The organism is Qipengyuania pacifica (assembly GCF_019857205.1).
Classification (GTDB): domain Bacteria; phylum Pseudomonadota; class Alphaproteobacteria; order Sphingomonadales; family Sphingomonadaceae; genus Qipengyuania; species Qipengyuania pacifica.
On the sequence record NZ_JAHWXO010000011.1, the window covers coordinates 38748 to 64375 of the forward strand.

The following is a 25628-nucleotide window of genomic DNA, read 5'->3' on the forward strand; positions in this document are numbered from 1 at the left end:
TCTCTCCCAAAGCCCGGCGAATTGGACACCGTGGGCCGGATGGTTTCGAACCATCCGGCCCATTTTTTGTCGTTTACGCCGCGCAGCCGTGCTTTCTTGTCCTGCAAATGGCTTTGCTGGCCGCTGACGCCTTGCGATTTGGCAAACCGATACGATAATGGGTCACGTAATGTTTTATTCCCCGCCCCGCCTGCCCGTCCGCGCCGCCGGAAACGACGACGAATCGCGTGACGGCGAAGGCCAGCTGGGTATTGCCACCAAGACCCGGGCCAAGCCCAAGAAGCCGAGCCAGTACAAGGTTTTGCTGCTGAACGACGATTACACGCCGATGGAGTTCGTCGTCATCGTGCTGAAGCGGTTCTTCAAGATGGACATGGAAGAAGCGACCCGCGTGATGCTGCATGTTCACCAGAAGGGCGTGGGCGTATGCGGGATCTTTCCGTACGAGGTCGCCGAGACCAAGGTCCATCAGGTGATGGATTTCGCGCGGCAGAACCAGCACCCGCTGCAATGCACGCTCGAAAAGGCCTGAATGCCCGCCGCGCCCACGAAGGGCATGACCTGCGCTCAAAAGCGCGCTAGGGCCGTGGTCCAAGACAACTGATCCGGCGAAATCTTGCTCAAGTTCCTGCCCAGCATCGACCGTTACATCTTCAGGCTCGTCATCGTGCCGATGCTGTCGGTCTTCGCCATCGCGGCATCGCTGCTGGTGCTCGACAAGATGCTGCGGCTGTTCGATTTCGTCGCGATCGAAGGCGGTCCTGTCGGCGTCGTGTTCAAGATGCTGATCGCGTTGGTGCCCGAATATGCGAGCCTGGCCATTCCGCTGGGCCTGCTGCTGGGCGTATTGCTCGCCTTCCGCAAGCTGGCGACCAGCAGCGAACTCGACGTGTTTCGTGCCGTCGGCCTCGGCTATGGGCGATTGCTGCGCGTGCCGTTTGCGATCACGGCCGTGCTTATGATCGTCAATGTGGCGCTGGTGTTCTTCATCCAGCCGGTCAGCCGTTATTATTACGAGCAGATGGAATACGAACTGCGATCGGGTGCGCTGGGCGCATCGATCAAGGTGGGCGAATTCACCACGCTGGCCGACCGGATGGCGCTGCGGATCGACGGCAGCGAAGACGACGGACGCCGGCTGCAGGGCATTTTCGCCCGCGTGGCGAACGACAAGAACCAGGTGCTGTCGATTTCCGCCAAGGAAGGCGCTTTCCTGGCAACGTCCGACAATCCCGACACGATCATCCTGCGCCTGACCAATGGTACCATCGTGCAGGAAACCGGCAGCCAGACGCCGCGCGTCCTTACCTTTACCCGGCACGATCTGCCGATCGACCTGCCCACGGTCGACCAGTTCCGCGCCCGCGGCGATGCCGAACGCGAATATATCCTGCCCGAACTGCTGCGGATCGGGTGGAATTCATCGCTGCCGGAAGGGCAGCGCGACGCCAGCCAGGCAAGCTTCAACTTCCGGCTGGTGGAAGTGGTGATGATGGCGCTGATGCCGCTATTGGCCGTGGCGCTGGGCGTACCGCCCAAGCGATCGACCAGCGCGCTGGGCGTGTTCCTGTCCATCGTGATGGTGGTCGCCTATCACAAGGTGAACCAGTACGGCGAAGATGTCGCCGCGCTGGGCCGGGTCGATCCGATCCTGGCATTGTGGGGGCCATTCTTCCTGTTCGCGGCACTGATCATTTGGATGTATTGGCGGGTGGCCCATGTACCCGGCGGGCAGGCCATCGGTGCGCTGGAAATCTGGTTCGAGAAGATGACCAAGCGGATCGGCAGGCTGTTCCGTCGCCGTTCGGTCAAGATCGATCTGGCTGCGGCCGAATAACGGGATCCGATGCAACTCGACTTCTTCCCCTCGCGCACGCTGACCGTCTATCTGGCAAAGCTCTTCACCGTACGCATCGCGGCGATGCTGTTCGTGCTGGTGCTGGTGCTGCTGATGCTGGACCTGCTGTCGAAGAGCGGCGAAATCCTCGCCGTGCCCGGCAACGGGCAAGGCGAATTGCTGACCTATGCGGGATTGCGCGTGCCGCAGCTTATCTCACGCTTCCTGCCCTATTCCGTGCTGCTGGCGACGCTGATCACGCTGGTGACGCTGAACCAGAACAGCGAGGTGATCGCGATGAAGGCGGCCGGCCTGTCGGCGCATCAGGTGCTGGCACCGCTGTTGCTGACGGCAGGCATCGTGTCGGTGGCGACCTTCGTCTTCAACGAACAGGTCGTGACGAAATCGACCCAGACGCTGAAGGCGTGGGAGGCGGTCGAATACGGGCCGATCCCGACGGAAAGCGGGGTGAAGACCAACGTCTATCTGACCGATGGCGACAATATCCTGACCGCCGCCTATGTCGCCGGATCGGGCGAGGCGATCGCCATGCGCAAGGTGACCTGGTACCGGCGCAATCCCGACGGGATGATCGTGGAGCAGATCGATGCGGACCGGGCACGCTATGCCGGGCCGGGATGGCGGCTCGAAGGGGGGCTGACCCGCTTCAACGTCCAGAATGCAGTGACCGACGATCCGGCCAGCGTCGTGGTGGGCGAAGGCCTGCTGCCCGAACAGATCGACCTGGCGAAGATCGACCCCGATGGCGAACCCTTCTGGACGCTGGGAAGCTCGATCGCAGAATTCGAACGCGCCGGGCGCCGCACATCCGAACTGCGCGCGAAATGGTGGCACAAGATTTCGGGGCCGCTCTCGGCTTTCCTCATGCCGCTGCTGGGCGCAGTCGCCGCTTTCGGACTGGCGCGGTCGGGCCAGCTGTTCGTGCGCGCGGTGATCGGGATGGCGCTGGGCTTTGCCTATTTCGTGGTCGACAACGCAGCGCTGGCCATGGGCAGTTTTGGCGGCTATCCGCCCTTCCTTGCAGCCTGGTCGCCGTTCCTGCTGTTCCTGCTGATCGGCGAAACCGTGCTTATCCGCACGGAGGAATAGGCCGGGAAAAGTTTGGTTTACCCTGTCGATGGCAGGGTGAAATGCGAAGGCCGTTCCCACCCACCGAGGGGAGCGGCCTTTTTGCTGCGCAGCGCGCCGTCAGCCGCGCGGGCGCATGGTGTTGCGCGCGATCCGTGCGACCAGCACGCCCATCCCGGCATGGTTTGCACCGTGATAGCTCGAAGTATTCTCCAGCTCCGCCACCAGCCGGCGATGGGCTTCGGGAAGGGAGTGATAGGGCATTGAGGGCATGAGGTGGTGCAGCGCATGATAGCGCAGGCCCACGGGGGCCCACAGTTCGGCGATGCGCCCGGGCGGCGGCACGTTGACGCTGTCGAGGAACTGCGCGGTGACAGTCATCGCGTCGCCTTCATTCTCCCACAGATGCGCGACCAGCGTGCGCAGCTGGTTGAGCACGGCAACCACGGAGAAGATCGCCAGGGCCACCAGCAAGGGCTTCCAGCCGAAGGCAAAGATGCTGCCGATCAGCACCCAGCTCCACAACATGCCGCCGAGCTCGAGCCAGAACACCCGCCGCGGCAGATCGCCTTCGGGCGGGCGGCGGCGAAATTCGGGATTGATCGCCAGCGCGCTGAAACGCTGCCACGTCAGCTGGCGCACGGGCGGAAAAAGCGCGCCCAGCGGCACCAGCACGGCGAAGCGGAACAGCAGCGCAGCAGGCGCAAGAAGCGCGACGAGCACGAAGGTTGGCAGGCTGAGTGGCTTCATCAGCGCCAGCGGCAGATATTCGGGATCCGCGGTGGTCCCGTATTGCGTGCGCTTGTGATGCAGCGTGTGCACCTGTTCGTACATGAAGGAAGGCGTCAGCATGGGGACACCGACAAGCGCATTCCATGCGGTGCGGAAACCCGGCAAGGCACCGTTCCTGAAATGCGAAATTTCGTGGATGAACAACAGCGCGCGATAGAGCGCGAGCACCGCCAGAACGCCCAGTCCGATGGCGAGAGGCACGCTTTCGACAAGAATCGCGCCCGCCAGTAAGCCATAGCCGACCAGCGCCGATCCGATCATATCGGGCCAGTAGATATCCGCCCGATGGTCGGAAATGTCCTTGGTCAGGTCGCGCGCGGCCCGGAGCATCGCCTTGTCATCCGGAATTTGCGCGTGCCAGCCCGATCCCGCGTCACGACGCGAGACGATATCGGCGGCCGAAATCTGTGTCTGTTGCACGTTCATTATTAAGCTTCCCGGGAGGCCTTAGCCGAAATAACGCGAGCGATACAGCACCCGCTGTCGATCATAGTGATCGCGCATCCGCGTTTCCTTGACAAAGATCAGCTAGCGCACTCAGGGCTAACGCAATCTGAACGAAGGTATTGCGCGAATGTCCGATGCAAATGTGGTGATTGAACTGGTCGAGGGCAAGGCGGGGCGGGCGGCCTTCGTCAATACCGGTCGCGACTTTGCGGCGCGTGAACCACACTGGGTCCCGCAACTGCGTTCCGAACAACTGGAACTGGTCAATCCGGAGAAGAACCCGTTTTTCGGCCATGCCGCACACCAGCTTTTCCTGGCCCGTCGCGGCGGCAAGCCGGTAGGACGCATTTCCGCGCATATCGACCGCCTGGCGCTCGAACTGCCGCGCGAGCAGGGATTTGGCCCGGGCGCCGGCATGTTCGGCTATTTCGACGCCGAGGACGAAACCGTCGCCCATGCTCTGCTGAAACGCGCCGAAGAATGGCTCGCCAGCCAGGGCATGAACCGTGCCATCGGGCCGATATCGATGTCGATCTGGGAAGAACCGGGTCTGCTGGTCAAAGGGCAGGATCACGATCCGATGATCATGATGGGGCACCACCCGGCCATCTACCGCGAATGGATCGAAAGTGCAGGTTACTCGCGTACGAAGACGTTGCTGACATACGATCTGGACGTAACCAGCGACTTTCCGCCGCTGATCCGCCGCATCGTGCAGTCGGGGCAGCGTAACGACCGCATCACCCTGCGGCCCGTCGATGTGAGCCGATGGGACGAGGAAGTGGAAACCATCCTCGCCATCCTGAACGATGCGTGGTCCAACAACTGGGGCTTCGTGCCCTTCACCAATGCCGAGATCGCCTATGCCGGCAAAAAACTGAAGCCGATCATCCACCCCGATCTCAATCTGATCGCCGAACTGGATGGCAAGCCGGTCGCGTTCATGCTGACGTTCCCGGATATGAACGACGTGCTGCGCAAGGTCGGTGGCAAGCTGTTTCCGTTCGGCTGGTTCCATATCCTTCGCTGGTTACGCAAGCCGCGGCGAATGGGCATGCGTGTACCACTCATGGGCGTGCTTCGAGAGCTGCACAATTCGCGGCTCGCCAGCCAGCTGGCCTTCATGATGATCAGCCAGATCCGTGACGTAGCGGTAGACAAATACGAGACCCGCCGGGCCGAGATCGGCTGGATCCTCGACGACAATCAGGGGATGATGGCGATTGCCGATGCGATCCAGAGCACCATCAATCGCGAATATGCCATTTTCGAAAAGTCGCTGATCTCCTGAGAGTTATCGGCTGTCGCATTTGCGCCACTTCGTGGAACTGAAATGCAACTGCCGGGAACCCCGGCGGCCACCATCCCGTTGTTGGATGAAGCGCGGCACTCGCCAATTTCAAGAGACCCGATGAAGCAGCAATCCGTTACGACCGCGCGTAAGAAGCTGCCTGCCTTTGTGCTGGTGGTCGAAGATGACGCGGTGCTCGGCCTCACGATAGAGAATGCGCTGCTGGATGCCGGCGTGAAGCAGGTTGCCTTGTCGACGTCTACCGAAGAGGCGATGGAACATCTTCGCGACGAACGCCCCGATGCGATCGTGCTGGACGTTCATCTGGCCGACCGAGACGATGGCTGGGCGATTGCCGAACTGGTCCGCACCCTTGGGCCGGACAGCCCGCGCATCATCTTTTCGACCGGTGCGCCGCAGGACATTCCCGAAGATATTGCCGCGCTCGGCTGCGTTCTGGAAAAGCCTTACGATGCCGCCATTCTGGTCGATTTGCTGCGCGAACCCGAAAAGAAGGGGCTTATTTCCCGCCTTCGCGACGTTCTGCGTTAGCGTCCACAGCGCGTAACAGGCTGCGCATCATGTCACCGCCGACACGGCCTGCTTCGGGTGCCATCTTCCGCAATGTGAGGTCAGGATCGATATCCTGCGCTTTCTCACCCGCCATATCGGCGGCAGCCTGCGCCAGCGGGGCGATCGGCATGTCGAGCAGCACTTCGGTCATTGCCTGCATCATCAGCTTCATTTCGCGCTGGCGCTCTGGGTCGCGCAACTGGTGGCTCAGATCGCCAAGTGCCGCCACTGCATCATCAACATTAGCCTGCGCAACGGCAGGTGCGGGCAACGCAAGCGCACCGAGCATCACGGGAAGTACGAGTTTGCGCATGAAAGACCCCGGCGAAATGTGAGATTCGGTGAGCGATCTAGGCGCCGTGCGGTGACTTTTGTCTGAACGCAGCTTCACAGCCCCGATGCGTCCAGCATCATCAGGCAGGCGGGCATTACCTCGTCGATCCGTTCGGGCGTATCGAGCAGATCCGCGCTCTCCCTTTTCACGAGCGCCATGATGGTTTCGCGATCCGCGCCCAGATCGTCCATCAGCCGTGCAGTCGCGCGGACGAAGAATTCCTGCCCGCGGGGCGCCATGGCGGGATACTGCACTGCCGCAGCGTCCCCATCAGCCTGCTGGCGATGAACGATGCCGAAGGCGACCGAACAGCGCAGCGCGCTCGATTGTTCGAGCGTAAGTTTCGGCAGCGGCGGCGCGCCGGTCGTCGCTTGGGCTAGTGTCAGGGCGATGGGGGCGAGAAAGGTCAGCATGACGCGCTTCTAGACCTGCCAGTCTGAACCGCAAGCGACCAGCGCCAATCGCGGCTTGCCAGCCTATGGCGAGCGCTTAAGGTGGCGAATCGAAACTCAAAGGAGAGAGTACCGGATGTACAGTCACATGATGGTGGGTTCGAACGACATCGATCGGTCGAAAACATTCTACGACGCGACCTTCAAGGCGATCGGCGGAAAGGAAGCCATCGTCGACGAAAAAGGGCGCCTTATGTATCTTCATAACGGCGGTGCTTTCCTGGTCACCAAGCCGATAGACGGCAAGGACGCCACCCCCGGCAACGGCAGCACCGTAGGGTTTGCGATGACGCCGGAACAGGCGGATGCATGGCACGCCGCTGGCGTGGCGAACGGCGGCACCGCGATCGAAGACCCGCCGGGCGAACGCCCCGGTTCGGGCATGTATCTCGCCTATTTGCGCGATCCCGATGGCAACAAGCTGTGTGCCCTTCACCGCATCGGATCGTAAAACCACGTGCAAAGAGGCGAAGCGGGATTGCTGGCCGACCTGGCGACGCTTGCGATCCCGTTTGCCGCGCATGAGCATGCCGCGGTTTTCACCGTCGAGGAGAGCCGGTCGATCGACGCGGACATTCCCGGCGCTCACACCAAGAACCTGTTCCTGAAGGATGCAGGCGGGGCTTTCTGGCTGGTTACTGTTCCCGCACAGGCCCGGGTCGATCTGAAAGCCCTTCCCCATGCCATCGGCTGCAAACGCGTCAGTTTCGGCAAGGCCGACGATATGGAGCGCCTGCTGGGCGTAGCGCCCGGATCTGTGACGCCGCTGGCGATGATCGAGGCGCAGCCGGGCAGCATCACCGTGGTGATCGACGAGGAACTCGCCAGAAGCGCCCGGATGAACGTCCATCCCTTACGCAATACCGGGACATTGGGCCTCGCTGGCGCCGACGTGCTCGCGCTGGTGCGGCACTGGGGTCACGACCCGGTGGTGGCGGCCATACCGAAGAAATCAGCCTGAAAGATCAGCGCGAAAGTTCGAAGACAGCGAATTCGGCGCGCATATTGGCGCCCGCCCGCGATACCGGCCGCTTGCCGGCAAAATACCAGTCCCGCACTATCGTAGCGCCTTTTTCGCGAGCCAGTTCGCGAAAATCGTGGACCGTGACGTGGTGGATGTTCTGCGTTTCATACCAGCTTACCGGAATGCTCCGCGTCACCGGCATCCGCCCGCCGAACATCAGCGCCGCGCGCGTGCGCCAGTGAGCGAAATTGGGAAAGCTGACGAAGGCCCGCGTGCCCACCCTGAGCAATTCGTCGAGCATCCGGTCGGGCCGCGAGGCGGTCTGCAGCGTCTGGCTGAGGACGGCATAATCGAAGCCCTTGTCGGGATAATCGCCGAGGTCGCTGTCCGCATCGCCCTGCACCACCGAAAGGCCCTGCGATACGCAGCGCTCGACACAGGTGCCGTCGATTTCGATCCCGCGCACGTCGCAGCCCTTCTTGCGCAGGGCCATCATCAGCACGCCGTCCCCGCAACCGATATCCAACACCCTGCTGTCGGGGGTGATCCGACTGGCAATCGCTGCCAGATCGGGACGTTGATCGATTGCCGCCACGCTCATCCCAGGAACCCCCCGATCACCCGGTCAAGCGCCGGCACATCGAGCAGGAAACTGTCATGCCCATGCGGTGCAGACAGTTCGACGAAGCTGACCGCAGCACCTGCAGCATTGAGCGCATGCACCACATGGCGACTTTCGCTGGTTGGATAAAGCCAATCGCTATCGAAGCTGACGAGGCAGAACCGCGCATCCGTGCCGGCGAAAGCATCGGCCAGTTTGCCGCCATGTTCTTCGGCCAGATCGAAATAATCCATCGCCCGCGTGATATACAGATAGCTGTTGGCATCGAAGCGGCGGGTAAATCCGCTGCCCTGATAGCGCAGATAGCTTTCGACCTGGAAATCGGCATCGAAGCCAAAGCTCTTGGCCTCACGGTCCTGAAGGTTGCGGCCGAACTTGCCCGTCAGCGCCTCTTCGGAAAGATAGGTGATATGCGCTGCCATGCGCGCAACGGCCAGGCCGTTGTCGGGCCCATCGCCGCCGTAATAACTCCCGTCCTGCCAGCGTGGATCGGCCATGATGGCCTGACGGCCAAGTTCGTGAAAGGCGATATTCTGCGCCGAGTGCCGGCTGGTCGATGCAATCACCAGCACGCGGCGCGCCCGATCGGGCCAGTTCGCCGCCAGGCTGAGGGCCTGCATCCCGCCCATCGAACCGCCGACCACGGCGTGGAGCGTTTCTATATCGAGCATATCCAGCAACCCGATATGCGCCCGGACCATGTCGCGGATGGTGATGACGGGAAAGCGCATGGCGTAAGGACGGCCATCGCTCGCCTCGCTCGCCGGGCCTGTAGAACCCATGCAACTGCCGATGACATTGGCACAGATGATATGAAAACGGTCCGTGTCGATCGGCTTGCCCGGCCCGACCATCCGTTCCCACCAACCGGGCTTGCCCGTTATCGGATGCGGCGAGGCGACATACTGATCGCCCGTGAGCGCGTGGCACAGAAGGATCGCGTTCGATCGATCCGCATTCAGTTCGCCATAGGTTTCGAACGCCAGTTCCACGCGCGTCAGTTCGCCCCCGCCATCGAGCGGCAGCGAACCGGGGAGCGTCAGTGTTTGCGAGTGGGCGTTCAAATCGGACCTTGGGGTGAAACAATCAAACCCTGTCTCTATCGCCTAGCCTTGCGCTTGTCGAAGGGCCGATATTCTTTCATGCGAAGAAACTGACATGGCAGCGAGCGAGAAAATGGACCGGCCCAACATGAAACCCTGGATCGAGGGCATCCATGCCTATGTTCCGGGCAAGTCGAGGGGTGAGGACGGGCGCAAGCTGATCAAGCTGTCGGCCAACGAGAACCCGATGGGTTGCAGCCCGGCCGTGCTCGCCGCTCTGGCGCAGGGGCAAGAACCCAGCCTCTACCCCGACCCCGACGCCACGGCGCTGCGCGAAGCGATCGGCGCACTTCACGGCATCGATGCGGCGCGGATCGTGTGCGGCACCGGTTCTGGCGAATGCCTCCATGGCGCGGTACAGGCGTTCGCGGGCCCCGGCGACGAGGTGCTGTTCCCGCGCTATTCCTTTTCGCTCTACCCCCTGCTTGCGCACAAGGTCGGCGCGACGGTCGTGCTGGCTGAAGACACGGACTATGCGCCCGACGTGGACAAGCTGCTCGCCGCGGTGACGGAGCGCACACGGGTCGTCCTGCTCGACAATCCCAACAACCCGGTCGGCACATGGCTGCCGCGTGACGAAGTCGCCAGACTGCATGCCGGGCTGCCGACGAATGTGCTGCTGGTGATCGACCAGGCCTATGCCGAATTCCTCGACGAAGGCGAGGACGATGGAGGTATGGAACTGGCCGCAAACAACGACAATGTGCTCGTCACCCGAACGTTCGCCAAGGCCTATGGCATCGCGGGCGAACGCGTGGGCTGGGCGACCGGCGCGCCGCATCTGATCGATGCGCTGAACCGGCTGCGCGGGGCGTTCAACATCACGGCGAGCGGGCAACGTGCGGCGCTGGCGGCGCTGTCCGACCAGAGCTTCGTCGCCGCATCGCGGGATGCGAACATTGCGGCACGCACGCGCTTCGTCGAACAGATCGAGGCGCTGGGAAACCATGGGCTTCGCGCGCTGCCGAGCAAAGCGAATTTCGTGCTGGTCGTATTCGAAGGCGCGCTTGCGGCGGAAACTGCACTGCAGGCCATCGCCGCTGCCGGCTACGCCGTGCGCCACCTGCCCGGCCAGGGCCTGCCGCAGGCGCTGCGGATCACCATTGGCACATCGGCCCAGATGGACGAAATCGCTGCCGTGCTGCGCGGTGTTTGCGGAGCGCAGGCATGACTATCGAACGCGTCGCCATCGTCGGGCTCGGGCTGATCGGCGGATCGGTCGGGCTGGCGGTGCAGGAGATGCTACCCGGCATGGCGACGACGGGATGGGATGCCGATACCGATGTGCGCCAGCGCGCAGCCGGGCGCCGGCTTGTGGGCGAGGTCTGCGACACGGTTGCCGAGGCGGTACGCGGGGCGGATCTGGTGATCCTTTGCGTACCCGTCGGAGCGATGGGCTATGCTGCCGAAGCGATCGCACCTCATCTCGAACCCGGCGCGATCGTCAGCGACGTCGGATCGTCCAAGCGCAGCGTTGGCGATGCCCTTGCGGCCGCCCTTCCGGCTGCCATCGTCATTCCCGCGCACCCCGTCGCCGGGACGGAGAATAGCGGGCCGGATGCCGGATTTCCCGAGCTCTTCCGGCATCGCTGGTGCATTGTCACGCCCGGCAAGAATACACCCCCGGACGCTGTGGACGCGCTCACCCGGTTCTGGGAAGGACTGGGGGCGACGGTGGAGATCATGGATGCCGAACATCACGACCTGGTGCTCGCCGTGACCAGCCATATTCCCCACCTCATCGCCTATACGATCGTCGGCACGGCCAGCGATCTGGAGGATGTGACGCGGGGCGAGGTGATCAAATATTCGGCCGGCGGGTTCCGCGATTTCACGCGTATCGCCGCCAGCAACCCCACCATGTGGCGCGATGTCTTCCTGTCCAATCGCGACGCCGTGCTTGAAGTACTGGGCCGCTTCAACGAAGATCTCAGCCGCCTTCAGCGCGCCATCCGCAATGGCGACGGCGACACGCTGTTCGACCTGTTCGACAAGACCCGCACCATCCGCCGCTCGATCATCGAAGAAGGCCAGGACGATGCCAGACCCGATTTCGGGCGCGGAGATCATTGAAGCGCTGCATCGTCAGGGGAATCGTACCGTCTCGGCGCGCCCATTAACCACAATGATACCCCCATTTGCGGGTCTGGAAAGAAAGCTGCGACGTTATATTGTCGACTGACTGAGCTCGCTTGCACATCAACAACCTCGGAGCCATGTCTGATGGCGATTCGCATGTTTTTCCGGGATTTCGCGTTTTCGGCAGGCGAGTTGCTTCTACCCAAATCGATCCGGAACAGAGGCGCGCTGCTCGCGATGAGGCGCCTAGCGAGTGCGTGGGCGAGAGACGGTTATGTCCTGTCCTATCCAAAGTCCGGCAGAACCTGGCTTCGAACGATGCTCGGCAGCATGGTGTGCGCTCAGTATGGGCTCAAGGTTGAAAACCCGATGGAGCTTCAGCACTTCTGGAAACTTTCGTCGGACATTCCGAACATCGGCTTCACTCATGACGACAGCCCAAATCTCAAGTTCGGGCACGAGGTAGACCAAGACAAGTCCCGCTATCGCAATAAGCGGGTTCTGCTGCTCACACGCGACCCGCGTGACGTTCTGGTATCCTACTATTTCGACGCCAAGAACAGAATGAAGGTGATCGATTGCGACATCTCGACCTTCATTCACGAAGAAAAGGGCAGCGTCGACGCAATCGTAGCGTTCTATAATGCGTGGGCCGAAGCGCGTTATGTGCCGCGTGATTTTCTCTGGGTTTCTTACGAGGAAATGCATGCAGATCCTCGGCAGGTCATCCGCAGCACGGCGAAATTTCTCGGTCTTCCCGATCCGGACGAAACCCTGCTTCAGGAAATCGTCGAAAAGGCATCGTTCCGCAACATGCGCAAGGCCGAACTGCACGACAGCTTCGGCCATGAGCGCCTACGCCCGGCAGATCCGCATAATCCGGAAAGCTTCAAGGTACGCCGAGGGAAAGTGGGGGGCTATGTCGATTATCTTTCCAGCGAAGACATCGCCTATGTCGATGCCTACATAGACCGGCACCTCCATCCGTTCTTTGCCTGTTATTACAGCAAAGAGAAGGTGGCGCCCTCCGGGAAGGAACTTGCTCCCACCACAGGACAGATCCAGGCACCTACCATCGCCAGTATTGAACTGGCGCAGAACACCGAATTGCGTGCGAGCAACGACAACCATCGCCGCGAGCGATTCATGCGGCTGGCCGCAGCAGTCGCCTTGTTCGCCAGCGGCTGGATCGCCAACGAGCTCGATGCGAATTTCGCACCGCCCGCGAGCGCGGCATCGCTTATCAGTGAAGCGCAGGAAGCCTATGTCGCGAGCAGCGTGCGCGCGAAAATGGTTTCGCAAATAGAGACCAGCGACGTCGACAGAGGCGAGATTTTCGATGCCACCGGTGTCGATCTGCCGGAAATTCCCGTCGACTGGGTCGTGACCGATGCCCAGCTCTACCCTTCCGATCTGGGAAATTCGGTCGTGCTGACCATGGTCACGGCAGATGACGAGCGAGTATCCCTGTTTGCAGCAGAAGAAGACACATCCATTGGCGACAGCCCGTCGATGGAGCTGAACAACGGCGTTCCGGTTGCGTACTGGGAAGATGGCGAGGCCGCGCTCGCCCTGGTTGGGGAACTGGAGGGGCCCCGGTTACTGGAGCTTGCAACTACTCTCGATCGCGAATCCTGATCCCTGCCTCAGGAGATCATAATCGTGGCGCGATATCAGAGCCCCTCTTCATTGAGCGCGTTGATTGCCGCGAGGACGCGTTTCTCGATCTCGGGACGGGGCAGCCCCGGCGGGATCGGCTCACCGAAGCGGTAGATGATCCGGCCCGGCTTTTTCAGCCGTTTATGGTAGACCGGCCCGCTATTCACGGCGACGGGGACCACTGGCAGACCGAGCATCTTGTAAAGTCCGGCAAAGCCCGATTGCAGCGGGCGTACCTCACCATGGGGTACGCGCGTGCCTTCGGGGAAGATCACCAGCGGGCGTCCGTCAGCAACCAGTGCCTTGGCCGATCGGATCATCTGCATCAGCGCTTTGGCGCCAGCCTCGCGGGCCACAGGCACAAGGCCGAAAGACGCAGCGGCGCGGCCCCATAGCGGAATGTTGAAGAGTTCCTGCTTGGCGAACACGCTTGGCGTGTCGAACAGGGCGGGCGCATCGATCGCCTCGAAGAAGCTCTCGTGCTTGATCGCATAGAGCACCGGTTCTTCGAGCGGGGCGCCTTCCAATACCAGTTCGCAGCCGAGCAGATTGACCAGACACCAGCGCTGCCACTGCGCCCAGTTGCGCACGCGCCGACGGAAGGCCTCGACGCTGAAAGTCAGGGCGATAAGCGATACGGAGGTAAAAGTACTGAGCCGGTTCATCGGAGATCTCAGCGGCCTTCAGCGGGCCATCCGCAATGGCGATGGCGACACGTTGTTCGGCCTGTTCGATAAGACCATCCGCCGCTAGATCATCGAAAAAGGCCAGGACGATGCCAAATGCGATTTCGGGCGCGGAGATCATTGCGGCAAACTCAAGATCTTAGCCGAGCAGTACCTACTCAGCGGAAAGTCAGACGTTGCTCTTCTCGACCTTTTGGGCTTGTATTTAAGTTAGCGAGCATGGTCTAGCCGTACGTCTGTTATTTTCTGCGTTCACACGCTTCGCCCCGCTAAATAAGCGTTTACAACTTTGGGGAACTTTATTTTGATATAATTTAGATATCTCCATCTGCTTGCATTGGTACGTGCCATCGAGCACGTTGTCGCGGAATACATTCTCGAAGCTAGGGCATTCTCCCGACCGCTTTGTACAATCACTTCTTACGTCATTGTTGCAATACCAGTCCGAGTAGCCAGCCGCTCCGGACTTGATCAAGGTATTACCCACGATCGTATTGTTGTTTGATACATCACGAAGTCGAATGGCATCGCCGCTTACGTTTTCAAAGCGGTTTCTGATAATTGTATTACGATCTGACTGATGCGCCAAATACAATGCATGTATTAATCCCGACCCTCTTCCAACGTTCTGAATGTTTAAGAATTTGTTATTAATTATTTTAGTTCTATTGGAGTTCACCAAGCGGATCGCAGCCGTTGATGGCCCGAGCGCCTCATTGTAGCCATTTCCTATTTCTATGAAGGCCAAACCGCTAACAGTATTCCCACCAGCCAATTTCGACGGAGAATCTCGATTTCCGTTGAATGAAATGGCTGTGCCATAGTGTTTAACAACGAGATTATAAAAATGAATATTACTGGGCGCGTTGGCGCTCTCCCTTAGAGCAAACCATGTTCCTCCATCACATTGAACGGAATAAACGTTCGACTTGGAACAGCCGTCAAAAATCGGGGGGGGCTTGCCCTCATCCAATGGTAAGAACATAATGGAGTTGTGGGGCATGGTGAACGTCCACTTCACCCGCTGGTTATAGTACGTTCCCGAAGCAATCCATATTTTGACATCATTCTCAGGTTTTGATCGAAGTAGAATTTCGTGCGCCGCCGCAATGGTCGAAACCGGTTCATCTCGCGAGAGCCCACTGTTCGTATCGTCACCGTCCGGCGATAAAAATATTTCTATGCTATTGGCTTGGCCGGGCAGTTTCGTCGCGCCTGTCAGCACTAAGATTAAACCAAGTAAAGCTAACGATAGGGCGCCCAACTTCAATTGAGTCCCTAACGGGGGGTGATGAAGACCTTGAGGATGAGATAATCGCATTAATTGAGCAACGTTCTTTTGCATAAAGTGGTGCCACCGGTGACACTTGCACGTAAAGTCTGCCGAGGCTGCGATTTAGTCATTGAGCGCGTTGATTGCCGCGAGGACGCGTTTCTCGATCTCGGGACGGGGCAGCCCTGGTGGGATCGGTTCACCGAAGCGGTAGATGATCCGGCCCGGCTTTTTCAGCCGTTTGTGGTAGACCGGCCCGCTATTCACGGCGACGGGGACCACTGGCAGACCGAGCATCTTGTAAAGTCCGGCAAAGCCCGATTGCAGCGGGCGTACCTCACCATGGGGTACGCGGGTGCCTTCGGGGAAGATCACCAGCGGGCGTCCGTCAGCAACCAGTGCCTTGGCCGATCGGATCATCTGCATCAGCGCTTTGGCGCCAGCCTCGCGGGCCACAGGCACAAGGCCGAAAGACGCAGCGGCGCGGCCCCATAGCGGAATGTTGAAGAGTTCCTGCTTGGCGAACACGCTTGGCGTGTTGAACAGGGCGGGCGCATCGATCGCCTCGAAGAAGCTCTCGTGCTTGATCGCATAGAGCACCGGTTCTTCGAGCGGGGCGCCTTCCAATACCAGTTCGCAGCCGAGCAGATTGACCAGACACCAGCGCTGCCACTGTGCCCAGTTGCGCACGCGCCGACGGAAGGCCTCGACGCTGAAAGTCAGGGCGATAAGCGATGCGGAGGTGATCAGCAGGCTGCCGATGTAGAAAGCGAAGTAAAAGGCGATATTGCGGATGAGGCGCATCACGGATCAGCTCGGCAAGCCTTGCGACACCACTGCGGCGAGCAACTTGTTATATTCCAGAAACAGCGTCGCCAGGCTGGGGTGGGACGTGACGGCATCCTCCACTACGCGGATATCGGGTGGCAGCGTTTCTTCGAATTCCGAACTGGCGCGGGCCATGTGCCAATCGGTCGTCACCAGACGGACTGAGGTAAACTTGTTTTCACGCAGCCACTGGGCAGCTTCACCCGCATTGGTGCGCGTGTCCACAGCAAGGTATCCTAGCTTTACGCAGCATTCCATCGTGCCGCGCGACACGTCGAATTCAGCTGCAAATTCGGCGGGACGAACCTCGGGATCGACACCGGACACAAACATTTCCTTCGCCAGCCCCTGATCCACCACCGACAGTCCCCGCGCAATCCGGCCTGGACCTCCGGTCAGTACGATTACGGCATCGGTCGGCTCGCCCGCGAGAGGCTTGGGCAGCGAAACGGCAAAACCGAGGAAGCCGAATGCGTAAACCAGCAAAGCGGCGGCAAAGAAACGGAGGATCACAGAATTTTCCTGAGCGTGGCAAGCACGGTGAACCGCGCCGTCAGCACCGCTAGAACAACCGCCCCCACGGGGACAAGTGCCAAGACCAGCCAGTCCGACATTTGCAGCCCGCCCCCTGCAACCAAGCCGGAATCGAGCGCCGAGAACTGCAGGCCCATCAGCCATACCGCTGCAGCGCCGATTACGAAGCCGAGCGTTCCGCCGACCGCCGCATCGGCAAGGATGGATCGCTGGAAGATCCGCGCGATCTGGTCGTCGTTACCGCCAAGCAAGTGAACGATCTCGATCGTGTCGCGATTGGTGCCGAGCGCATTGCGCGCTGCCAGCCAGACCGCGGCTGCCCCGGTGAAGGCCAGCAGGCCGATCAGCCCCAATGCCGCCCAGCCCAGTGCCGACAATGCAGACAGCACCGGCGCAAGCCATTGCGCCTGTGCATCGATACGCGCGGCGGGCGCACGCTCGGCCAGCAGGTGGCGCAGCCGTTCGAGTGTCGTCTCGTCGGCGTCGTCGGTCAGCCGCAGATCGATCAATGCCGGGATAGGGACGGTATCCTGTGGGTTGTCGATACCCAGCCAGGGTTCGAGCAATTGCTCGACCCTTTCCTGAGGCACGATCTCGAGTTCTTCGACAGCGCCGTCCTGCGACAAAATGGCGGCGGCCTCCTGCGCCTGTCGGTCGCGCTGGCGCGGATCGGCTTCGACGATCTGCACTGTTGCACTGCCCGCCAGATCGCCCCGTGCCCGATCGGATAGATTGTCCAGCGCCAGCCCACCGCCCGCGGCAAGTACGGTGAGCGCCACCATGATCGCGATGACCCACGGCATCGGCCCGCCCAGCCGTGCACGGGGCAGCAGATGTGCGGCGCGGCGCCCACGGAAGGGCGCAAGCCCGCGTTCCACAGCCCGGGTGAGCGCCGGCGGTTTCGTCATGTACCGGCCCCGACCCGGCGCGGGGGATAGCGAAGGGCGCCGGTCGGATCGGCCAGCATTCCCTTGTCGAGCCGCATGATCAGCGAATCGGGAACCTTGCGCAGCAAATGCACATCGTGGGTCGCGACCACCACAGTGGTGCCCAGCCGGTTGAGCGCTTCGAACAGGCGGATGAGCTTGAGCGCCATTTCGGGATCGACGTTTCCGGTCGGCTCGTCAGCCACCAGCATGTCGGGCCGTCCGATTACCGCGCGAGCAATCGCGACACGCTGCTGCTCGCCGCCCGAAAGAGTGGCGGGCCGCGCATCGGCCCGCTGCGCGAGTCCGACCCATTCCAGCATGTCGGCAACCGGCGCCTGCAAATCCGCTTCGCGTACGCCGGCAACGCGCAGGGGCAGGGCGACATTGTCGAAGGCGGACAGATGGTCGACCAGGCGGAAGTCCTGGAACACCACGCCCATGCGCCTGCGATAGGCGGGCAAACGATCGCGCGGCAGCGTGATCACATCGGTGCCGAACATCCGGATCGCCCCGCGCGAGGGACGCTGGGCGAGATAGAGCAGCTTGAGCAAAGACGTCTTGCCGGCCCCGCTGGCTCCTGTGAGAAAATAGAAACGGCCTGGAAACAGAGTGAACGATACGTTGGACAGCACTTCGCGATCGGTACCGTAACGCAAGCCGACATTGTCGAATTGCACGATCTCATCTTCGGCCATGCTCACTGCCCGGCCAGTGGGATAAAGAGAAAAGGAGCACCCGCCATCGTCGCAAACAGCCTATAACCACGCTTGCATGTGGAAAAAAGCGGTTCTTGCGCTTTGCGAACAGGCCTGTCGCTTGTCGTGATTCGCATGGCACCTTAAGGCTTGGGTCATCATGATCATTGCCTGTCCTGCCTGTGCCACGCGCTACGTCGTTCCCGACAGCGCTATCGGTATCGAAGGGCGGACCGTGCGCTGTGCGAAATGCAAGCACAGCTGGTTCCAGGATGGACCCGATGCGGATCGGCTCGCGGCAGTTCAGGATATTCCTGCGCCCTCACCCGCACCGCCCCCTCCGCCGCCGGCGCCGCCCAAGGCTTCGCCGCCCCGCACCAGCGCAGCGGTCTATACCGATCCCGCAGTGGCGGATCGCGGTAATCAGGCTCCCGCAGCAGAAGAGATGCCGCCGCGGGATGGACCGGATTTCGACGAGACTGCCCCGCCCTATGGCGATGTGCAGGACGATCTGCCTCCTCCCCCCAAGCCGGAAGACGAGCGCGGGCCGTCGCGCTTCGATCATGCCCCGCCCTTCAGGCGGCGGCTCAACATCAATCGCCTGTGGACCTGGGCGGCAGCGATCTTTGCGGTGATCGCCCTCGGGACCGTGGTGGCGGTCAATTACGTCGGCGTGCCCGAATGGGTGCCGGTCACGCGTCCACTGTTCGGCGCTGCCCAACCCGATCTCGAACTGTCGTTCCCCGTCGAGCAGCAGGAACGACGCACGCTTCCCAACGGCACCGAGTTTTTCGGGGCGCGGATCATCGTCAAGAACACGGCGCGCGAAACCCGGCCAATCCCGCCGATCCTGATCGTCCTGCGCGATCAGCGCGAACGGCAAGTCTACAGCTGGGTCGTGCAGCCGCCGCAGTCGAGCCTTGCGCCAGGCGAGGATCTGACGATCAATGAAGCGGTAACCGATGTGCCCAAATCGGCGGTTTTCGCCGATGTGGGCTGGGCACCGCGCTAGGTTTCCATTTCACGCAATAAAGATGCTTGCCGGGGCGATGCACCGCTGCTAGTGGCGCGCTCCTACCGACGGGGGCGACGCCAAGCGGATTCGCTCCCGAGCAGACTGTGTGCGGTCGTGGCGGAACTGGTAGACGCGCAACGTTGAGGTCGTTGTGGCCGCAAGGCCGTGGAAGTTCGAGTCTTCTCGACCGCACCAAACAGTCCATCCCCCTGACAATCGGCTCCGACGACGGAGCCATCGGATGGCGTTGATCGCGGCGCCGCGTCGACGGCGAATGCGCCGCCCGATCGCGTGCGGCCGGTTTGGATCAGGCGCGCTGACGCGGCGTTGATCCTATCCAAACTCAGCCATAGCGAGCGCGCGGACCTGCTATTGAGAGCCATTATCATTGACGGCACCATGCGATCCACCTAGGCGGCTTGCGAACGATTCGCAGGAGGGTGTTCGTGAGGGGTTATCTATCGATCGGTGCGGCGGCTGTGGCCCTGCTTCATACGCCGGCTGCAGCGGAGCCGGTCGAACAGGGTGAAGCGGACCGAAGCCCGCAGATCGGTGCGCCCTCTTCGGGTTTGCTAAATGCGCCAGCTTCAGCAGAGCAGGCCGAACAGGCGGGCGCCGACCTAAGCCCGCGGATCGGTGCGGCCGCTTCAGGTCTGCTCCATGCGCCAGCGTCAGCAGGGCAGGTCGAACAGGCGGGAGCGGACCTAAGCTCGCACAACGGTGCTACATCTGTGGTTTCGCTTCATGCGCCTGCTGCATCGCGACAGGTCGAACAGCGTGATGCGGATCAAGGGCCGCAAATCGGTGCGGCGGCTGTGGCCCTGCTTCATGCGCCCGATGCTGCGGAGCCGGTCGAACAGCATCAGACGGCCCCAGGCTCGCAGAACGGTGTGAGCGCCATTTCCCATGACGAAGCGGATGCCATCGTCGTCACCGGGCGCGCGCAGAAGCTGTACCGGGTGGAAGAGACCAGCTCGGGAAAGCTCGACACCCCGCCCCTCGAATCCAGCCTCGTCATCACGACGATCACGGAGCAGTTGATCGAAGATCAGGGCGCACGCGATGCACAGGATCTATATCGAAACATCTCCGGTGTGAGTTTCTTCTCCTACGCCGGAGTGACGGCGCGCGGCTTCCGGCAGGAGGAAATCTTCTATGACGGACTGCGCGGCGACCCCTATGCCGGCTTTTCCGTCCCGCAGCTGTTCAACGTCCAGCGGGTCGAATTCCTGAAGGGACCGAGCGGAATGCTCTATGGCCCCGGCGCACCGGGCGGCCTGTTCAACTACATCACCAAGAAAGCCCAGGCCGACAGGTTCGAAGGTCAGGTCAAGGCGATCGCCGGCACCGAAGATCGCTGGGGCGGTTCGGCCGAACTCAACGTGCCGCTTGGTCGAGGCTTCGCGGCACGCGGCGGCCTGTTCTACGAAGATCGCGGCACCTTCCGGTTCAATGCCGCTTCGCGCACGCTGATTGCCGACGGCGGGGTGTCGTTCGATCCCGGTCCGATCCGCGTGGACATCCAGGCGACCCGCTACGACCAAGAGCTCGACGCCAACCGCATTCGCGGTGTGCCGGTGGACGATAACGGCAAGTTCCTCACCGATCGGCGGTGGAATCACAACGAGCCGGGCGATTTCCTGAATCTCGAATCCGATGTGTTCCAGATGCGCCTCGAAGCCGAACCGTTCGATGGTCTCTCGCTCGATGCGACGGCACGCTACAACAATGCGGTCGAGGTGCAGAACTATCACGAGCCACGCGGCCTGTTCGATTCCGACGGGGACGGCGTGATCGATGCATCGATCCGCGAATTTCGCGACCAGATGCGCACGCAGGAAACCTGGTCCTTCGGCGGCAATGCGGTCTGGGCGACGCAGCTGTCCGACACGATCGGAAACCGTGTGCTTGCCGGGTTCGACCATTTCATTTCGGACCAGTATTTTCAGGGCCGCTCGCTGCGCGGGACAACGCAGGCCACACCCGGCCTCCCCAACCCCATCAGCCTGTTCGATCCGCAATACGGCCTGTCCGACCCTACAACCTACGAGCAGGGGCCGTTCAATGTGACGCTGACCGAAGGGACGCGCACCGGTTATTACCTGTTGAACGAACTCACGATCGGCAGACTCATCCTTACCGGGGGTATTCGCCGCGACAGCTTCCGCGACGATGCCGACGGAACGGTGTTCGAAGACAAGGAAACGACCTATCGCGCAGGTGCAGTCTATCGGATCACAGACGATATTTCCGCCTTCGGGCAATATGCCACCAGTTTCGAGCCGCAGAGTGCGAGTTCGCAGAACCCGCTGGCCGGCGGCCCGTTCGCACCGACCGAGGGCGACATCTACGAGGGTGGGCTGAAAACCGCGCTGATGGGCGGCCGCATACAATCGTCCCTTTCCGCCTATCGCATTCGGCGAACGAATATCCTTCAGACCGACCCACGGGGCGATATCGGCGATGACGGGGTCGACGATCTCGTGTCGATTGGCGAAATCACCAGCAAAGGGATCGAGTTCGATCTGGCGGCGGACATCACGCCCGATTGGGTAGTCACGGTTGCCTATGGCTATAACGACACCCGCATCACGGCGGACAATGGCGGTGGCGGCTTTTCGAACGCTGTAGGCGACCGTTTCGCCAACGCACCGGAACATCAGCTCGGCTTCTGGACCCGCTATCAGTTTCCCATGCTCGGTCTGGCGGCGGCAGTCGGCGGCGATTACGTATCGAGCCGCGTGAGCATCGATGGCCAGCCGGTCAACGCGTACATGGTGTTCGACGCCTCGCTCATCTACGAGACCGGCCCGATCCGGGCGATGGTGCGCGTCGACAATCTGTTCGACAAGACTTACGCCGCGTCGGGTTTCATCTCGCGCACCGGACACTTCCCCGGCGAGCCGCGTTCGGCCTTTCTCGAAATCGGCTACCGCTTCTGATGGAAATGGCGCGCACGCTCGATAGCGGGGTACGCCCGCTCGACAAGGCCAAGCCCAGGCCCAAGGCTGCGCGCATATGGTGGGTCGTGCATCAGTGGACCGGGCTGAAGCTCAGCCTGTTCATGACCTTCATTCTCTTTACCGGGACGCTGGCGGTATTGAGTGCGGAAATCGACTGGGTCCTTCAGCCGAGCCTGCGGGTTGCGCCATCCACTGTCGAAGGCCCGGTCGCCTGGGCGGACATCGCCGAGAATGCGTCCGAATATTCCGGCGTTTCAAAGGTCACATATATCAACGCGCCAACCGCTTCGGCCTTTGCTGCGAAGGTCACGGTCGAGAACAGGAATGGCGAGCTGTTCTTCCTGCACGCGCATCCCACAACCGGCGAAATTCAGGGAACCGGCCCCTGGGCAGGCGCGCAGCGTGTGCTCAGGAACATGCACCGCCATCTCAACTTGCCCACGTGGCTTGGCGTGCCGATCGTCACATCGCTCGCCTTCCTGTTGCTGATCACCCTGATCACGTCTTTCTTCGTGTACAAGAAGTGGTGGAGGGGCTTTGCCAAGCCGCTGCGCAAACGCGACGCCCGTACATGGTGGGGCGACTTTCACCGCCTGGTAGGGGTGTGGTCGCTGTGGTTCGTCGCGCTGATTTCGTTGACCGGCGTATGGTATTTCATTGAAAGCCTGGGCGGCCAGGCTCCTCCCCAACCGAAGGTAGAACGCGAAGCCGCCGCCAGCGAGCGGACCGGCAGCGGCAACTTGCGCGCTTCAATCGATGCCGCGCTCGCAGCCTATCCGGGCCTTCGCGTGGAGGCGGTAGCCTTGCCCACCGACGATGCGGTACTTCAGATCAACGGCGATTTCGAAGCGGTGCTGGTCCGCCCACGTTCGAACGCGGTCTATGTGGACACCAGCACGAACGAGGTGCTGCTGACGACCGATGGACGCGATCTCAATCTTCACCAGCGCATCGGCGAAATGGCAGACCCGCTGCATTTCGGATCTTTCGGCGGCTACTGGACCAAGCTGGTGTGGTTCCTGTTCGGTCTGGCGATGACGGCGCTGTCCGTTTCGGGGGCAGCCATCTATTCGCTGCGGATCGCACGCGAGCGAGGTGACAGGGTAGCGATCCGGCGGGGCTTTACAGGCATGTGGCAGGGCATGGGCCGCTGGCGTGCGCTGTCGGTGGCGCTCATCGGGATCGGGTTTATCCTGATCGCCTTCCTGATCCTGGGCATCCAGTAGCCCGCGGTCAGGCAGACCCGCCCCATCCGACTAGGCCGAGGATCGCGCCAGCAAGCCCCGGATATCTTCCAGGTCCTGGAGCTTGTCGACATCGACGGCAGCAAGCCCGTTGGAAGCCCTTACCAACCGCGCTTCGATACCGATCCGCCGCCCCAGTTGCGCAATACCATCGCCCAGACCGAGACGGCCCAAGGCATATGAGACAAGCGTGGACACCCCAAGCTTGCCGACTATCCGCCATGGCCGCTTGCGATCTTTTTCGACATTGTTCCACGTCGCAAGGGCATGCTCGGCCCGGGAGGTTCGCAGGTAGAACAGATTGCAGCCCGACCATTCCCCGTCGGCAAACCGCAGATAGGTTCGCCGGCTACCCGGCAAGGCGCGTTCGATGTCATCCCGTTTCGCCAGCGCGACGCCGAGATCGGCATCGTCCGGGGTCCCATCCACCAGTTCGCGTACCCATTCCGGACGCAGCAGGGCATGATCGGCGGTGGTCAGGACGAGCGGTGCGCCGAACCGGGCAAAGCCGATGCCGGCACTTTCACTCGGCCCCGCCCCTGTGGGCACAACCTCGCATTCCAGCAATCGGGCGAGGTCTGCGACAGGTCCTTCGTCGCATGACACACCGATGCGCTCCATCCCGGCCAGTCGCAGCGCCGCCACGACCCGCTCGAGCAGCGGCCTGCCCTCTATCTCTATAAGCGCCTTGTGCGGTTTGCCTTCCAGTCCGGCAAGCGGATCGCCGCCGGCGCGCGTGCCGGCCAGCACCAGTGCCGATGTCACTTGGCCTGCTCCGCCTTCACCAGACTGCGCATCACATGCCACACGGTCGCGCTCATCAGCACCCACAATACGGCCATGCCGAAAGCTACCGCGATACCGACGCCGATCGGTCCCATCGGTGACAGCAGCATGATCCCTGCACCCAGAACGGCGACGGCCGCCAGCCGGATCATCAGCGGATATTGGGCATGCCCTGTCGAATAGAGCATCGGCTCATAGGCGACCGATGCGAGTTCGAACGACGCCGCGACCGCCAGCGGGATGAGCACCGCCGCACCGGCGATATAGGCATCGCCGCCGATCAGCATCAGCAGCGGTTCGCCCAGGAAAATGGCGACCAGAGTGACACAGACCCCGCTCAACGCTGCAATAAGCGACACCTGGCGCACCAGCTTGCGGAACATGTCGATGGCCTGCGTGGTGCGTGCGACCGCGAATTCGGGAAAGATCGCGCGCGTCAGTATGCCCGAAAGCTTGCCGATGCCCTGGCCCAGCTGGTCGGCGAGGCGGTAGAGACCGGCCGCGCTCGTACCCAAGAGCAAGCCGACGGCGAGCACCGGCCCCTGCTTGTAGATCGCATCGAGCGTCGAACTGCCGTAAGTTATGCCGAAGAATTTAGGCAGATCGGGGTGCGTGGCCACGGTTTCGCGGAAATGGCCGAAGTTTTCGCGATTGAGCGCCTTGGGCACCAGGCGCCAGGCGACCACCCAGTATAGCAATCCCGTGAGCAGATCGAAGAAGGCCCAGGCGAACAGAAAGCGCCCCACGGTCGGCCCGACCAGAATGATGATCAGCGAAGCGATCAATCGGCCCGCAGGAACCACGGCTTCGACATAGGTGCCCAGATCGAACCGGTCGAGCACGCGAACGATGCCATTGGGCGTCGTCATCCGCGACCACAGCAGGGCGACGTTGAACCAGAAAGCCATGTCGATGAATTCGGGATTGAGCGAAAGCGCTTCCCCGAAGCCGTAATAGACGACGAAGGCGACCATCGTACCGAGCATCGCGCCGGACACGTCGATGGCGCCGCACAGCCACACGATCCGCCCGAAACTGCGCCAGTCCTTGAGGCGCGACGGTTCGGCGCCGAACTTCACGACGGTCTGCCAGGTCTGGAAGCTCGCCACGGCGACCAGCGCAAGGCCGGTCGCGAATATGAGCGAGAAGTGACCGAAGTCCTTGAGACCGAGCGAGCGCGACAGAATGGCGAGATAGGCGATGGAGCAGATCGCCCCGAAGCCCTTGCCCCCCATCAGCCAGGCGACATTCTTGAAGATGTTGAGCAGACCGCCGCGCCGGTGCGGACCGGTTCGATCTTCCTCCATTGCCGCAAGTGTCATTCTCAATCCTAATGCGGCATGCGCGCCGATAGTCGGCGATGCGGTAGCGGCTGCGATCATTCTACGCAAATGCCGGGCGCTGGCTATTCACTTTGCATCGGCGGGCGGTTG

At 61.7% G+C, this 25628-nt stretch carries 26 protein-coding genes, 1 tRNA gene and 1 pseudogene; 15 read left to right on the forward strand and 13 right to left on the reverse strand.

Annotated elements, in window-relative coordinates; genetic code table 11:
* The first annotated feature begins 169 nt into the window (after nt 1-169).
* From clpS to lptG, 3 genes are all read left to right on the forward strand, one after another.
* Nucleotides 170-532: an ATP-dependent Clp protease adapter ClpS gene (gene clpS / locus KYK83_RS14820; protein ID WP_196846962.1), complete on the forward strand. Its 363-nt coding sequence runs from the start codon at nt 170-172 to the stop codon at nt 530-532.
* 84 nt (nt 533-616) lie between these two features.
* A complete protein-coding gene (gene lptF / locus KYK83_RS14825; RefSeq protein ID WP_222828843.1) occupies nt 617-1837 on the forward strand; it encodes an LPS export ABC transporter permease LptF in 1221 nt (406 codons plus the stop codon).
* A gap of 9 nt (nt 1838-1846) precedes the next feature.
* A complete protein-coding gene (gene lptG, locus KYK83_RS14830; protein ID WP_103022247.1) occupies nt 1847-2947 on the forward strand; it encodes an LPS export ABC transporter permease LptG in 1101 nt (366 codons plus the stop codon).
* Between the two features lie 99 nt (nt 2948-3046).
* Here lptG and KYK83_RS14835 read toward each other — a convergent pair whose 3' ends face one another.
* Nucleotides 3047-4144 carry a fatty acid desaturase family protein gene (locus tag KYK83_RS14835; protein ID WP_222828844.1) on the reverse strand — a complete coding sequence of 366 codons (1098 nt, stop codon included), beginning with the start codon at nt 4142-4144 and terminating at the stop codon, nt 3047-3049.
* Between the two features lie 148 nt (nt 4145-4292).
* On the opposite strand from KYK83_RS14835, the gene KYK83_RS14840 reads away from it, so the two are divergent.
* Complete coding sequence (locus tag KYK83_RS14840) at nt 4293-5456, forward strand: N-acetyltransferase (RefSeq protein WP_222828845.1); 1164 nt, start codon at nt 4293-4295, stop codon at nt 5454-5456.
* Between the two features lie 120 nt (nt 5457-5576).
* A complete protein-coding gene (locus tag KYK83_RS14845) occupies nt 5577-6008 on the forward strand; it encodes a response regulator (RefSeq protein ID WP_103022244.1) in 432 nt (143 codons plus the stop codon).
* On the opposite strand, the gene KYK83_RS14850 is transcribed toward KYK83_RS14845, so the two are convergent.
* Complete coding sequence (locus KYK83_RS14850; RefSeq protein ID WP_222828846.1) at nt 5977-6342, reverse strand: hypothetical protein; 366 nt, start codon at nt 6340-6342, stop codon at nt 5977-5979. The two genes, KYK83_RS14845 and KYK83_RS14850, sit on opposite strands and share 32 nt — an antisense overlap.
* Nucleotides 6343-6416: 74 nt before the next feature.
* Entirely contained in the window at nt 6417-6776 is a 360-nt protein-coding gene (locus KYK83_RS14855) for a hypothetical protein (protein WP_222828847.1), read from the reverse strand.
* A 115-nt stretch (nt 6777-6891) separates the two neighbouring features.
* Here KYK83_RS14855 and KYK83_RS14860 point away from each other — a divergent pair, with 115 nt between their 5' ends.
* Together KYK83_RS14860 and KYK83_RS14865 are read left to right on the forward strand one after the other, a co-directional pair.
* Entirely contained in the window at nt 6892-7266 is a 375-nt protein-coding gene (locus tag KYK83_RS14860) for a VOC family protein (RefSeq protein WP_103022241.1), read from the forward strand.
* 27 nt (nt 7267-7293) lie between these two features.
* Complete coding sequence (locus tag KYK83_RS14865) at nt 7294-7776, forward strand: prolyl-tRNA synthetase associated domain-containing protein (RefSeq protein WP_248284504.1); 483 nt, start codon at nt 7294-7296, stop codon at nt 7774-7776.
* A 4-nt stretch (nt 7777-7780) separates the two neighbouring features.
* Here KYK83_RS14865 and metW read toward each other — a convergent pair whose 3' ends face one another.
* Complete coding sequence (gene metW, locus KYK83_RS14870) at nt 7781-8380, reverse strand: methionine biosynthesis protein MetW (RefSeq protein WP_222828849.1); 600 nt, start codon at nt 8378-8380, stop codon at nt 7781-7783.
* On the reverse strand, nt 8377-9465 hold the full coding sequence (gene metX / locus KYK83_RS14875; RefSeq protein ID WP_222828850.1) for a homoserine O-acetyltransferase MetX: 1089 nt from the start codon (nt 9463-9465) through the stop codon (nt 8377-8379). The genes metW and metX overlap by 4 nt, the downstream gene beginning before the upstream one ends.
* Before the next feature lie 94 nt (nt 9466-9559).
* Here metX and KYK83_RS14880 point away from each other — a divergent pair, with 94 nt between their 5' ends.
* From KYK83_RS14880 to KYK83_RS14890, 3 genes are all read left to right on the forward strand, one after another.
* Nucleotides 9560-10675 (forward strand): pyridoxal phosphate-dependent aminotransferase, encoded by a 1116-nt coding sequence (locus tag KYK83_RS14880; protein WP_222828851.1) that lies wholly within the window; start codon nt 9560-9562, stop codon nt 10673-10675.
* A complete protein-coding gene (locus tag KYK83_RS14885; RefSeq protein WP_222828852.1) occupies nt 10672-11577 on the forward strand; it encodes a prephenate/arogenate dehydrogenase family protein in 906 nt (301 codons plus the stop codon). The genes KYK83_RS14880 and KYK83_RS14885 overlap by 4 nt, the downstream gene beginning before the upstream one ends.
* A gap of 162 nt (nt 11578-11739) precedes the next feature.
* Nucleotides 11740-13221, forward strand: coding sequence for a sulfotransferase domain-containing protein (locus KYK83_RS14890; protein ID WP_222828853.1), 1482 nt, complete (start codon nt 11740-11742; stop codon nt 13219-13221).
* A 35-nt stretch (nt 13222-13256) separates the two neighbouring features.
* On the opposite strand, the gene KYK83_RS14895 is transcribed toward KYK83_RS14890, so the two are convergent.
* Entirely contained in the window at nt 13257-13907 is a 651-nt protein-coding gene (locus KYK83_RS14895; RefSeq protein WP_222828854.1) for a lysophospholipid acyltransferase family protein, read from the reverse strand.
* Here KYK83_RS14895 and KYK83_RS17305 point away from each other — a divergent pair.
* Nucleotides 13894-13992 (forward strand): annotated as a pseudogene (locus KYK83_RS17305) (prephenate/arogenate dehydrogenase family protein); the annotation flags it as partial. The gene KYK83_RS14895 and the pseudogene KYK83_RS17305 sit on opposite strands and share 14 nt — an antisense overlap.
* Nucleotides 13993-14133: 141 nt before the next feature.
* On the opposite strand, the gene KYK83_RS14900 reads toward KYK83_RS17305, so the two are convergent.
* Genes KYK83_RS14900 through ftsE form a run of 5 tightly spaced genes read right to left on the reverse strand, consistent with a single transcriptional unit; the run spans nt 14134 to nt 18187 of the window.
* Nucleotides 14134-15273 carry a right-handed parallel beta-helix repeat-containing protein gene (locus KYK83_RS14900; RefSeq protein WP_222828855.1) on the reverse strand — a complete coding sequence of 380 codons (1140 nt, stop codon included), beginning with the start codon at nt 15271-15273 and terminating at the stop codon, nt 14134-14136.
* 51 nt (nt 15274-15324) lie between these two features.
* Entirely contained in the window at nt 15325-16005 is a 681-nt protein-coding gene (locus tag KYK83_RS14905; RefSeq protein ID WP_222828878.1) for a lysophospholipid acyltransferase family protein, read from the reverse strand.
* Between the two features lie 6 nt (nt 16006-16011).
* Nucleotides 16012-16542: a YdcF family protein gene (locus KYK83_RS14910; RefSeq protein WP_221596347.1), complete on the reverse strand. Its 531-nt coding sequence runs from the start codon at nt 16540-16542 to the stop codon at nt 16012-16014.
* On the reverse strand, nt 16539-17471 hold the full coding sequence (locus tag KYK83_RS14915) for a cell division protein FtsX (RefSeq protein ID WP_222828856.1): 933 nt from the start codon (nt 17469-17471) through the stop codon (nt 16539-16541). The genes KYK83_RS14910 and KYK83_RS14915 overlap by 4 nt, the downstream gene beginning before the upstream one ends.
* Nucleotides 17468-18187 (reverse strand): cell division ATP-binding protein FtsE, encoded by a 720-nt coding sequence (gene ftsE, locus KYK83_RS14920; RefSeq protein WP_248284505.1) that lies wholly within the window; start codon nt 18185-18187, stop codon nt 17468-17470. The genes KYK83_RS14915 and ftsE overlap by 4 nt, the downstream gene beginning before the upstream one ends.
* Nucleotides 18188-18347: 160 nt before the next feature.
* On the opposite strand from ftsE, the gene KYK83_RS14925 reads away from it, so the two are divergent.
* The 4 genes from KYK83_RS14925 (at nt 18348) to KYK83_RS14940 (ending at nt 23391) form a co-directional block, all read left to right on the forward strand.
* Nucleotides 18348-19199: a zinc-ribbon domain-containing protein gene (locus KYK83_RS14925; protein ID WP_222828857.1), complete on the forward strand. Its 852-nt coding sequence runs from the start codon at nt 18348-18350 to the stop codon at nt 19197-19199.
* Nucleotides 19200-19310: 111 nt separating this feature from the next.
* Nucleotides 19311-19397: transfer RNA gene (locus KYK83_RS14930), tRNA-Leu, on the forward strand.
* A gap of 251 nt (nt 19398-19648) precedes the next feature.
* The gene (locus tag KYK83_RS14935; protein WP_222828858.1) at nt 19649-22144 is read left to right on the forward strand and encodes a TonB-dependent siderophore receptor; all 2496 of its coding nucleotides are present in this window, start codon (nt 19649-19651) and stop codon (nt 22142-22144) included.
* Nucleotides 22144-23391 (forward strand): PepSY-associated TM helix domain-containing protein, encoded by a 1248-nt coding sequence (locus KYK83_RS14940; protein ID WP_222828859.1) that lies wholly within the window; start codon nt 22144-22146, stop codon nt 23389-23391. Before KYK83_RS14935 ends, KYK83_RS14940 begins: the two co-directional genes overlap by 1 nt.
* A gap of 30 nt (nt 23392-23421) precedes the next feature.
* Here KYK83_RS14940 and KYK83_RS14945 read toward each other — a convergent pair whose 3' ends face one another.
* Nucleotides 23422-24174 carry a nucleotidyltransferase family protein gene (locus KYK83_RS14945; protein WP_222828860.1) on the reverse strand — a complete coding sequence of 251 codons (753 nt, stop codon included), beginning with the start codon at nt 24172-24174 and terminating at the stop codon, nt 23422-23424.
* Complete coding sequence (locus tag KYK83_RS14950) at nt 24171-25517, reverse strand: lipopolysaccharide biosynthesis protein (RefSeq protein WP_248284506.1); 1347 nt, start codon at nt 25515-25517, stop codon at nt 24171-24173. The genes KYK83_RS14945 and KYK83_RS14950 overlap by 4 nt, the downstream gene beginning before the upstream one ends.
* Nucleotides 25518-25628: the final 111 nt, after the last annotated feature.